At 64.3% G+C, this 11,677-nt stretch carries 9 protein-coding genes; 6 read left to right on the forward strand and 3 right to left on the reverse strand.

All coding sequences use genetic code 11. The features are described 5' to 3' along the window. Positions 1-48: 48 nt before the first annotated feature. Positions 49-1,899, reverse strand: coding sequence for a translation elongation factor 4 (lepA, locus tag QFZ46_RS19825; protein WP_307364365.1), 1,851 nt, complete (start codon positions 1,897-1,899; stop codon positions 49-51). 173 nt (positions 1,900-2,072) lie between these two features. On the opposite strand from lepA, the gene QFZ46_RS19830 reads away from it, so the two are divergent. The 5 genes from QFZ46_RS19830 to QFZ46_RS19850 all read left to right on the forward strand — a co-directional run bounded on the left by QFZ46_RS19830 (position 2,073) and on the right by QFZ46_RS19850 (position 8,556). Next, on the forward strand, positions 2,073-3,056 hold the full coding sequence (locus QFZ46_RS19830) for an ABC transporter permease (protein ID WP_307364367.1): 984 nt from the start codon (positions 2,073-2,075) through the stop codon (positions 3,054-3,056). Between the two features lie 2 nt (positions 3,057-3,058). Next, the gene (locus tag QFZ46_RS19835) at positions 3,059-3,988 is read left to right on the forward strand and encodes an ABC transporter permease (protein WP_307364369.1); all 930 of its coding nucleotides are present in this window, start codon (positions 3,059-3,061) and stop codon (positions 3,986-3,988) included. Then, a complete protein-coding gene (locus QFZ46_RS19840; RefSeq protein WP_307364371.1) occupies positions 3,985-5,913 on the forward strand; it encodes an ABC transporter ATP-binding protein in 1,929 nt (642 codons plus the stop codon). The genes QFZ46_RS19835 and QFZ46_RS19840 overlap by 4 nt, the downstream gene beginning before the upstream one ends. Before the next feature lie 132 nt (positions 5,914-6,045). Next, complete coding sequence (locus tag QFZ46_RS19845; RefSeq protein ID WP_307364373.1) at positions 6,046-7,752, forward strand: ABC transporter family substrate-binding protein; 1,707 nt, start codon at positions 6,046-6,048, stop codon at positions 7,750-7,752. Between the two features lie 69 nt (positions 7,753-7,821). Beyond that, positions 7,822-8,556: an alpha/beta fold hydrolase gene (locus tag QFZ46_RS19850; protein WP_307364375.1), complete on the forward strand. Its 735-nt coding sequence runs from the start codon at positions 7,822-7,824 to the stop codon at positions 8,554-8,556. On the opposite strand, the gene QFZ46_RS19855 is transcribed toward QFZ46_RS19850, so the two are convergent. Then, positions 8,495-9,757 carry an MFS transporter gene (locus QFZ46_RS19855; RefSeq protein ID WP_307364377.1) on the reverse strand — a complete coding sequence of 421 codons (1,263 nt, stop codon included), beginning with the start codon at positions 9,755-9,757 and terminating at the stop codon, positions 8,495-8,497. The genes QFZ46_RS19850 and QFZ46_RS19855 overlap by 62 nt on opposite strands. Continuing rightward, entirely contained in the window at positions 9,754-11,106 is a 1,353-nt protein-coding gene (locus tag QFZ46_RS19860) for a GH1 family beta-glucosidase (RefSeq protein WP_307364379.1), read from the reverse strand. Before QFZ46_RS19860 ends, QFZ46_RS19855 begins: the two co-directional genes overlap by 4 nt. A 196-nt stretch (positions 11,107-11,302) precedes the next feature. On the opposite strand from QFZ46_RS19860, the gene rpsT reads away from it, so the two are divergent. Continuing rightward, the gene (rpsT, locus tag QFZ46_RS19865) at positions 11,303-11,563 is read left to right on the forward strand and encodes a 30S ribosomal protein S20 (RefSeq protein ID WP_033107283.1); all 261 of its coding nucleotides are present in this window, start codon (positions 11,303-11,305) and stop codon (positions 11,561-11,563) included. Positions 11,564-11,677: the final 114 nt, after the last annotated feature.

The following is an 11,677-nucleotide window of genomic DNA, read 5'->3' on the forward strand; positions in this document are numbered from 1 at the left end:
CTTCGGGTTACCTGAACGGACACCCCCCGCGCCGCGGGAGACGAATCGCTACTTCTTATCTTTCCCGTCGACGTCGCCGGAGAGCGCAGCGATGAACGCCTCCTGAGGCACCTCGACGCGTCCGACCATCTTCATGCGCTTCTTGCCCTCTTTCTGCTTCTCGAGGAGCTTGCGCTTGCGGCTGATGTCACCGCCGTAGCACTTTGCGAGCACATCCTTGCGCAGGGCTCGGATGGTCTCACGGGCGATGATTCGAGCGCCGATCGCAGCCTGGATCGGCACCTCGAAGTTCTGGCGAGGGATGAGCTTGCGCAGCCGCTCGGCCATCAGCGTGCCGTAGGCGTACGCCTTGTCGCGGTGCACGATCGCGCTGAACGCGTCGACCTTGTCACCTTGCAGCAGCACATCGACCTTGACGAGATCAGCGTCCTGCTGGCCGGAGGGCTCGTAGTCGAGGCTGGCGTACCCCTGGGTCTTCGACTTCAGGTGATCGAAGAAGTCGAAGACGATCTCGCCGAGCGGCATGTTGTAGCGCAGCTCGACGCGCTCCTCGGAGAAGTACTCCATACCCAGCAGCGCGCCGCGGCGCGACTGGCACAGCTCCATGACTGTGCCGACGTAGTCCTTCGGCAAGAGGATCGCGGCTTTCACCATCGGCTCCGCGACAGAGGCGACACGCCCATCCGGGTACTCACTCGGGTTCGTGACGATGACCTTCTCGCCGGTGTCGGTCGTGACCTCATAGATCACACTGGGCGCGGTGGTGATGAGGTCGAGATCGAACTCGCGCGTCAACCGTTCCGTGATGATCTCCAGATGAAGGAGTCCGAGGAACCCGCATCGGAAGCCGAAGCCGAGCGCCACCGACGTCTCGGGCTCGTACACGAGGGATGCGTCGGAGAGCTTCAGCTTGTCGAGTGCTTCACGCAGTTCCGAATAGTCGCTGCCGTCGATCGGGTACAGCCCCGAGTACACCATCGGCTTCGGGTCGGTGTAACCGGGCAGCGCCTGCGTGGCCCCTCCACGGCTGGTCGTGACGGTGTCGCCGACCTTCGACTGGCGCACGTCCTTCACGCCGGTGATGAGGTAGCCCACCTCACCGACGCCCAGGCCGCCGGATGGGACGGGCTCCGGGCTCGAGACACCGATCTCCAAGAGCTCGTGGTTCGCGTGCGTCGACATCATCTGGATGCGCTCACGGGGAGACAGGCTGCCGTCGATCATGCGCACGTAGGTCACGACTCCGCGGTACGCGTCATAGACGGAGTCGAAGATCATGGCTCTCGCCGGAGCATCCGCGTCCCCCTTCGGAGCCGGGATGTCTCGTACGATCCGGTCGAGCAGCTCTTCGACACCCACGCCGGTCTTGCCCGAGACGCGCAGCACGTCTTCCGGCTGGCCGCCGATGAGGTCTGCGAGCTCCTTGGCGAACTTGTCAGGGTCAGCAGCAGGCAGATCGATCTTGTTCAGCACCGGGATGATGTGCAGGTCGTTCTCCAGCGCCAAGTACAGGTTCGCCAGCGTCTGCGCCTCGATTCCCTGTGCCGCATCCACGAGCAGGATGGCGCCCTCGCACGCGGCCAGCGAGCGAGACACCTCGTAAGTGAAGTCGACGTGCCCCGGAGTGTCGATCATGTTCAGCGCGAACGTCTGGGACTCGTCCTGCCACGGCATCCGCACCGCCTGGCTCTTGATCGTGATCCCACGCTCGCGCTCGATGTCCATGCGGTCCAGATACTGCGCGCGCATGTCTCGATCGGAGACCACACCGGTGATCTGGAGCATGCGGTCGGCAAGGGTCGACTTGCCGTGATCGATGTGGGCGATGATGCAGAAGTTGCGGATCTGCGAAGGCGGCGTCGCGGCAGGCGAGAGCGGAGTGAGAGCGCGTGGGGACATGTCTCGACGATTCTACGTTCAGGAGGCCCTAATCCCCGATTCGGCTTGACGAGTGATAGTCTCCCGAGGTTGCCTTGGTTCAGATCTGTGAGACTGAGTGCCACGAGCGATCCTCCCGATTCAGCGTTGCGTCGGTGATCCCGAGCGCGTCTGTAAAAGAGAAAGACAAAACCTTGATCAAGTATCTCCTCCGCCGTACCCTCGGCTGGCTGTTGATGATCGTGGTCGCGACCAACATCACGTACTTCCTGGCTTGGGGATTCCTCAACCCGCGGAACAACTTCGTCGGTCGCAGGCCCCCGCTCAGTGAAGAGCAGATCAACAACCTCCTCGAGCCGCGCAATCTCAGCGACACCGTGCCGATCCTCGAGCGGTGGTGGAACTGGATCACCGGCATCGTCCTGCGCTGGGACTGGGGAGTGAGCCCGACCGGCGGCTCTGTGAACGAACAGGTCGCCTACCGGATGTGGGTCAGCGCGGAGCTCGTGCTCGGCGCCACGATCATCATGACCGTCCTCGGCATCGCGCTCGGCGTCTACACCGCATCGCGGCAGTACAAGCTCGCGGACCGCATCGGTCAGGCGACCTCGATCATCACGATGAACATCAACGTCATCGTGGCGGCCCTCGGTCTCGTGCTCCTCGCGATCGCGCTGAACGACTGGCTCGGCGTTCGCGTCTTCTACGTGACCGGTTCCTCCAGCAAGGGCGTGGAAGGATTCTTCCCCGTCCTGATAGACGCGCTGCAGCATCTCGCCCTGCCGACCATCGGACTCGTTATCGTCGGCTACGCCGGCACGCACTTCCTGCAGCGCTCACTGCTGCTCGACAACATCAACGCCGACTACGTGCGCACCGCGCGGGCCAAGGGGCTGACCAAGCAGCAGGCGATCCGCAAGCATGCGCTGCGCACATCCCTCATCCCCGTGGCCACGCAGGTCGCATTCAGCATCCCCGCCGTCTTCACCGGCGCGGTGCTCACCGAGACGATCTTCGCGTGGAACGGCATGGGCAAGTACTTCATCGAGACCATCACGAAGAGCGACATCAACGGCGTCGTCGCCACCGCGGCGTTCGCCGGTCTCCTGACCGCACTCGGAGCCATCCTCTCCGACATCGTGGTCGTCGTTCTCGATCCCCGAGTGAGGGTGAGCTGAGCATGAGTGAAATGATCGACCCCACTGTCGAGGCACCCGCAGACCCGGTACTCCCGGTGAAGTCCGATGGCAAGGCACTGTCGAAATGGACGCTGTACACACGGCGATTCATGCGCAACAAGCCCGCCGTCGGCGGCATCGTGATCTTCATCCTGCTGGTGCTGTTCGCGATCATCGCGCCCCTCATCGCGAAGTACGACCACATCGAGCTCGACTTCCTGAATCTGGGCACGCCACCGTCCGCCGAGCATTGGTTCGGCACGACAGCGTCGGGTAACGACACCTTCGCTCAGGTCGCTATCGGCCTGCAGCGCTCGCTCATGATCGCCGTGACCGTGTCAGTCGGAACGACGATCATCTCGGCCCTGGTCGGTACGGCTGCCGCGTACTTCGGCGGCTGGACCGAGAAGATCACGCTCACCGTCATCCACTTCATGATGGTGATCCCGAGCTTCCTGATCCTCTCGCTCATGTCGAACCGTTCCGGTGGCGACTGGCGAGTCATCGCGCTCATCATGATCTTCGTCGTCGGCTGGTACTTCCCGGCCCGCGTGATCTGGACGACGGCGCTCTCGCTGCGCGAGCGCGAGTACATCCATGCCGCCCGCTACATGGGCGTCCGCGGTATGACGATCGTCGTCCGCCATCTGCTGCCGAACATCGGTTCGCTGCTCGTCATCAACTTCACCCTCGGCATCGTCGGCGCCGTCATGGCCGAGACGGGACTTTCGTTCATCGGGTTCGGTGTCAAGATCCCGGACGTCTCGCTCGGCTCGCTCATCGGCTCAGGGGCGAACACGATCACCAGCGCCCCCTGGCTGTTCTACTTCCCCGCAGCCGCACTGACGCTGCTCACTGTTTCCATGGCGCTCGTCGCCGATGGACTGCGTGACGCCCTCGATCCCACTTCGGCAGCAGGAGGCCGCGCATGAGCACTGTTCTCTCCGTTCGTGATCTCACGGTCAGCTTCCCCTCTGAAGCAGGGCGCGTCGACGCCGTCCGCGGTGTCTCCTTCGACCTCGAAGCAGGCAAGACCCTCGGCATCGTGGGTGAATCCGGCTCCGGCAAGTCCGTCACATCGCTCGCGATCATGGGCCTGCTCGACGAGAACGCCCGTGTCTCTGGATCGATCATCTACGACGGCCAGGAGCTGCTGGGCAAGTCCGACAAGCAGATGTCGGTCATCCGCGGCAACGGCATCGCGATGATCTTCCAGGACCCGCTGACCTCGCTGACGCCGGTCTTCACGGTCGGCGATCAACTGATCGAAGCGCTCACGGTGCATCGCAGCATGTCGAAGCAGGAAGCGTGGGATCGTTCGATCGAGCTCCTGCGAGTGGTCGGCATCACACAGCCGGAGAAGCGCATGAAGGGATTCCCGCATGAGTTCTCCGGTGGTATGCGTCAGCGTGTCGTCATCGCGATCGCGATGGCGAACAACCCGAAACTGATCATCGCGGACGAGCCCACGACGGCTCTCGACGTGACGATTCAGGCGCAGATTCTCGATCTCATCGAGAAGGCGCAGGCCGAAACCGGCGCTGCGACCATCATGATCACCCACGACATGGGTGTCGTCGCCCGTCTTGCCGATGACGTCATGGTGATGTACGCCGGCAAGCCGATCGAGCACGCCGCCGTCGGCGAGCTCTTCCACAACACCCGCATGCCGTATTCCATCGGCCTGCTGGGCGCGATCCCCCGTGTCGACAAGGCGGAGAAAGAGCCGCTGACCCCGATCAAGGGCAACCCACCGCTGCTGATCAACCTGCCTGACGCATGTCCGTTCGCCGATCGCTGCCCGATCGTGATGGATGCATGCCGACAGCGCGAGCCCGATCTCGTCGATGTGCCGTCTCTGACCGGAGTCGCACACCAGGCCGCCTGCATCCGCGCCCACGAGATTGATGAGAACGGCCTCATCGGCGGGCTCCCGGTCTACCCCGTTCCGGAGATTCCGGAGAGCGACCTGACCCGTACGCCGCGTGAGCAGCGCCCGATCACGCTCGACGTGCGCAACATGAACAAGGTGTTCCCGCTCATGAAGGGCGCGTTCTTCAAGCGCAAGGTCGGCGAGGTGCACGCGGTCAAGAACGTGACCTTCGACGTCCGCGAAGGCGAGACGATGGCCATCGTCGGCGAATCCGGCAGCGGCAAGACGACGACGCTGCTGCAGATCATGGACCTCGTCAAGCAGCACGACGGCGACATCATCATCAACGGCACGAGCGTCAACGACATCACGAGCCACTCCATCGAGCGCAAGGTGCGCCGCGACATCCAGATCGTCTTCCAGGACCCGATGGGCGCACTGGACCCGCGTATGACCGTCGCCGACGTCATCGCAGAACCGCTGCGCGCGATCGGCACCGCCAAGGACGAGGTGCATCGACGCGTCAAGGAGCTCATGGATCTGGTGGGGCTCAACCCCGCCCACATCGACCGCTTCCCCGGCGCGTTCTCCGGTGGCCAGCGTCAGCGCATCGGCATCGCGCGTGCGCTCTCGACCAACCCAAAGATCATCGTCCTCGACGAACCTGTGTCGGCGCTCGATGTGTCGATCCAAGCGGGCGTGATCAACCTGCTCGACGAGCTCAAGGTCAAACTGGGCGTCTCGTACCTGTTCGTCGCGCACGACCTCTCGGTGGTGCGTCACATCGCCGATCGGGTCGCTGTGATGTATCTCGGCGACTTCGTCGAGCACGGCGACGTCGACGACATCTTCGAGAACCCGCAGCATCCCTATACAAAGGCTCTGCTGTCGGCGATCCCGGTGCCGGATCCCGATATCGAACGCACCCGTGAGCGGCTCACCTTCAACCCGGACACGATGCAGGCCGAGGCCTCGACAGTCTGATCGTGTTTCCTGCCGGTAACGGCTGGTCACCGTCCGATAACAGTTAGGCGCGATTCACTGCGACCACGCGAATTCGGCGGGTGTCCGAACTATTCTTCCCTTTATGACACGCCGAAAGGCGGAAGGAGAACCATGAAGCAGCACAAGCTGATGGGGGCGATCGCGTTCAGCGGAGTCCTCGCACTTGCCCTCGCGGGCTGCGCGACCGGCACCGGCGATGACGGTGGCGACGGTGGCGGAGAGACCGTAGAGACCAAGGCGGCCGACTACAACCCGCAGGATCGCGACGCGCTCCAGACCGGCGGCGAAGCCCGCTTCCCGATCCAAGAGATCCCGGAGCAGCTGAACTCGTTCAACGGCGATGCATCGGCGGACACCGCCCGTGTCGCTGCCTGGTACAACCCGCAGATCCTCCTCCAGGAGGCTGACGGCACGCCGTACAAGCACGACGCCTACCTCGACGAGTGGAAGATCGATACCGTCGACGGCAACACCCAGATCACCTTCACCTTCACGGATGAGGCGCACTGGAACGACGGCACCGACATGGACTGGACCGCCATCGACGCCACGTGGAAGGCCAACCGCTCCTCCGACGAGGGCTTCAACCCGAACGCGACCGACGGCTACAAGGCCATCAAGTCCGTCGAACAGGGCGACACCGCGAAGACCGCGATCGTCACCTTCGACGGCGAGTTCGCCTGGCCGGAGATGCCGTTCCTGACGGGCATCATCCACCCCGCGCTGGCTGATCCGACGACCTTCAACGAGGCAATGATCGACAACCCGCACGCCGAATGGGGCGCGGGCCCGTACACGATCGACGAGTTCGACGCGAATGCGGACTTCATCTCCTTCGTTCCGAACCCGGAGTGGTGGGGCGACGAGCCGCTGCTCGACAACGTCTCGTTCCAGGGCATGGACGCGGCAGCATCGATCAACGCATTCAAGGCCGATGAGATCGACTCGGTCGAGGTCAACTCCAAGGACCGCCTCGAGCAGGTCAAGGACATGGAAGACATCACGATCTACCGTGCCACCCAGACCGCGAACACGCTGATCCAGGTCGATTCCACGAAGCCGCAGTTCCAGGACGTCAAGGTCCGCGAGGCGTTCTTCAAGGCGATCAACATCGACCAGCAGAAGGAGATCGCCTGGAACGGTCTCGGTTACGAGGAGGAGCCCTCGGGCTCTCTCACGCTGTTCCCGTTCCAGCCCGGATACTCCAACGCCCTCGAAGAGGCCGGCTGGGAGTTCAACCCCGACGAGTCCAAGAAGCTCCTCGACGAGGCCGGCTGGACCGAAGGCGAAGACGGCGTCCGCGAGAAGGACGGCGAGAAGCTCTCGGTCGTGTTCCCCGTGTGGAGTGACAGCCCGACGCAGGAAGCGATCGCGAAGTCGCTCCAGGCTCAGATGAAGGAGGTCGGTATCGACCTGCAGGTCGACGTGCGTCCTTCGACCGACTTCTCGAACGACTACAACACGATGAACTGGGACGTCTCGTCGCTCCGGTTCAGCTCCTCCGACCCGTTCGGTGCCGCCTGGTTCTGCCAGCTGTACTGCACGGACATGGGTCTGAACCTCTCAGGTGTGCAGACGCCCGAGATGGACCAGCGCATCCATGACGAGGTCGAGTCCCTGCCGACCGCTGAGGAGCAGACTGCTGCTGCTCTGAAGCTCGAGGCAGAGATCTTCCAGGACTGGGGCCTCATCCCGCTCTACAACGGTCCTTCCGTCTTCGCTGTCAAGACCGGCCTGGCGAACCTGACCCCTGAGCCCTACGTGGGCCTGGACGGGTTCGGTGTCACCCCGGTGGAGAACGTGGGCTGGGAGAAGTAAGCACCACGCATCACACGCAGGCGGGGTCGGTGGGTCATCCACCGGCCCCGCTTTTCCTATGCTGGAGCCATGAGCATCCAGGTCGTCTTCGTGCACGGCATCCGCACCTCCGCCACCATGTGGCGCGCACAACTCGCGCATCTCGCCGAGCGCGGAGTCGCAGCCACCGCGGTCAATCTGCCCGGTCACGGCTCCCGCATCGCTGAGGCGTTCGTTATCGAGGCCGCGATGGCGACGATCGACGACGCAGTGAGGGATGCCGCGACTCGCGGCCCTGTGCTGCTCGTAGGTCATTCCATGGGAGGTCTGGTCTCGATCGCCTATGCAGGCGCCGAGGATCCTCCCCCGGTCGCGGGGTTCATCGGCGCGTCATGCACGGCGTTCCCCCGGGGCGCCGGGCTCGCTGCATATCGCTTTCTCGCACGCAGATTCAACGCGCTTCCTGATAAGGGCCTCTGGCTGACCACGCAGGTGCTCGCCGCGACGCTTCCCGAGGAGACGCGTGCTGATTTCGCTGCCGGCGGCTACGCCTTCGACGCACAGGATGTCGCACTCGCGAGTCTCAGCACTCTCGACCTCGCCGCGGATGTGCACCGATTGCGGATGCCGGTGTGGTGGATCAACGGGCAGTTCGACCAGCTGCGTCCGCAGGAACGGCTGTTCCAGCGGCTCGCGCCGCACTCCGAGCTCATCGTCGTGCCGCGCACCTCGCACCTCGTCACTGCTATGCGTCCGCGCGTGTTCAACGCACTGCTGGACGTGGCAGTCGCGACTCTCGAGAAGGGCGTACCGCAACCGTCATGATGGCGCCGAGCACCGACAGGATGCCGGCTGCGAGGAACAGCAGCCAGAATCCACCGACCATGGCCACCAGTCCCGCTCCGATGAGCGGCCCCAGCAGCTGGCCGAGGCTGGCAGACACGTTGACGATGCCGAGGTCACGCGCATGATCCTCGACCCGCGGGAGCAGGTCGGTGGCGAGGGCGAGGCTGACGGCCATGAACGCGCCATATCCGACACCCATGACTGCAGCGGCGATCGCGGTGCCGATGAAGGTCGGTGAGACGAGGATCATGACAGCCGACAATGCCTGTACCAGCGCCGCGACGATGACGATCGGCTTGCGTCTGCCGGTGCGGTCGGACACGGAGCCGGCGACGAGGGAAGCAGCCACCACGAAGATCGTGTAGATCACGATCAGCACCAGCAGGTCGTCTTCCGCGGTCGCCGCCGGGGACCCGACGCCGTAGAGCAGGAAGAACAGCAGCAGCGCCGTGCCGAGGGCGTTGCCGATGTTCACCGTCAGACGACTGGCCAGCACCCACATGAAGTCGCGGTCACGGAGAACACTCGTCTCATCGCGCCAGCTCCGACGGGCGACGGGCTTCGTCCACGCGACCGGCGGGTCCGGCAGCAGCACCGCGGCGCCCACCCCCACCACGAGGATGAACCCTGCGAGCACGACGTAGCTCGCACCGATTCCGAGTCCGAGCAGCACGACGGCTCCGACGCCGACGACGATGCCGACAGCCTGTGCAGAACTCACCAGCGCCGATGCGGCGCCGCGCTGTGCGAAGACCTGATCGGCGATCATCGCCGTGAACGCAGCCGAGACCACAGCGATGCCGACGGATACGCCGACCCAGGCCGCACCGACGCCCAGTGGTTCTGTGGCGGATCCCGTGAGCAGGAGGGATGCTGCAGTCAGCACAGAGCCGCCGATCGCCCAAGGTCGCCGTCTTCCCCAGCGCGAGCCAGTGCGATCCGAGAGCATGCCGGCGATGGGCCCGGCGATCACTCCGGCGATGCCGCCGACCGAGAGGATCAGTCCGGACCAGACGACACCGGTGATCCAGTCGCGCTCGCCCCCAGGCGTGTCCAGCTGTAGAGGAAGCAGCAGTTGCACAGGTGTCAGCTGCACCGTCCAGACCGCAAGCCAAGCCACCGCGAACAGCGTCAGCCATCCCCCACCGACTCGACCGTCGCGCGGCATCAGGGACTTCATGATCGCGACTCCGCGATCAACGTGCGGTACCACTCGTACGAGGCTTTAGGGGTGCGTGCGGACGTCTCGTGATCCACATGGACGAGACCGAAGCGCTGACTGAAGCCGTCCGCCCATTCGAAGTTGTCGAGCAGGCTCCATACGGTGTACTCGTCGACACGAACGCCATGGGCGACAGCATCCGCAACGGCACCGATGTGCGAGGCGAGGTAGTCGATCCGCAGCGGGTCATGCAGCGGGCCGTCGACCTCATCCGGCTCCGGGAACGAGGCTCCGTTCTCGCCGATGATGACGGGTGGCAGCCGGTCGCCGTATCTGCGCGCAGCATCCGTCAGGAACTCGGTGAGCGCGCGCGGCGCGATTCCCCACAGCTCGCCGAAGCCGGTGTGCGCGACACCGGGAGTCGGAACCTGCACGAAGGGCACCGGTGCGCCCTCCGGTGCCGCGGCGATCGTCGTGGGGTTGTAGAAGTTCACCCCGTAGAACTCGGATGGCGTGCCGATGATCTCCATGTCGCCGTCCTGCACAGGCAGTTCGACGCCGAGCGGAGTGAGATCAGGGTAGGCGCCGGTCAGAACCGGATCGGCGAACAGCTGGTTGTGGATCATGTCGTACAAGTGGGCGGCGGTCTGATCCGCCTCGGAGTCCGTCGCCGGCTGCACCCACGTGTGATTGTTCACGATGCCGACCTCCGCGGCGCCCCGCTCGCGCAGGATGCCCGCCGCGCGACCGTGAGCGAGCAGTTGATGGTGCACGGTGGGCAGCGAGTCGAAGAGGAGGTGCCGCCCCGGCGCGAGCTCGCCCACGGCATAGCCCTGCAGCGATGTCGAGACCGGTTCATTGATCGTGTACCAGCTCTTCACACGATCTCCGAGGGCATCTGCCATGATCTCGGTGTACTCGGCGAATCGGTCGACGGTGTCTCTCGAGAGCCAGCCCCCTCCGGCCTCGAGGGCAGACGGCAGATCCCAGTGATACAGGGTGGGAAACGGCTCCACCCCTGCGTCGAGGAGTCCGTCGACCAGTCGATCGTAGTAGGCGACGCCCGCAGGAACACCCGCGCCGTGGCCGTCAGGCTGCACCCGCACCCACGAGATCGAGAAGCGGTATCGGTCGACCCCGAGGCTCTGCAGCAGCCCGATGTCCTCACCGCTGCGGTGGTAGCTGTCGGGTCCGGGCTCTGCCGTCGAACCGTCTCTGACCAGGCCGGTGGTGTCGACGAAGTCATCCCAGATGGAACGTCCGCGGCCGTCCGCGCGCCGCGCGCCCTCGATCTGGAAGGCCGCGGTCGCCGCCGACCAGCGGATTCCGGTCGGGACAGGGAGGATTCGATCAGCTGCATCCGCCATGGATGACTCCTTCAGTCGATAGCGCTCAGCATGCCGCATCCATCGGGCACTGCGACAGTGGCGCGCGAGGGAATCTGGCAGACCTGGTAGAGTGGGTTCTTGGCTTGCGTGAGAGTTCGTCCCTCACGACCGTCGAACAGCAGCCCTCTTCTGCTTACGACAAATCCCATCCATCCCTGAACGAAAGTTTCCACGCGTGGCAAACATCAAGTCGCAGATCAAGCGCAACAAGACCAACGAGAAGGCTACGGCGCGCAACAAGGCCGTCAAGAGCGAACTCAAGACCCTCGTCCGCGGTACCCGCGAGGCCATCGCCAAGGGCGACAAGGCTGCTGCCGAGGCAGCGCTGAAGGTCGCGTCGAAGAAGCTCGACAAGGCCGTCAGCAAGGGTGTGCTGCACGAGAACCAGGCAGCGAACCGCAAGTCGTCGATCGCCAAGCAGGTCGCCGCTCTCTGAGCTGAATAACTTCTCGAAAGAACCCGTCCCTTTGGGGCGGGTTCTTTCGTTCTCCGTGCACTCGCGCTGCACACTTGCAGGGAGATCGTACGAATGCAGGGCGAAACGCCGAGG

This window comes from Microbacterium murale, assembly GCF_030815955.1.
GTDB lineage: Bacteria > Actinomycetota > Actinomycetes > Actinomycetales > Microbacteriaceae > Microbacterium > Microbacterium murale_A.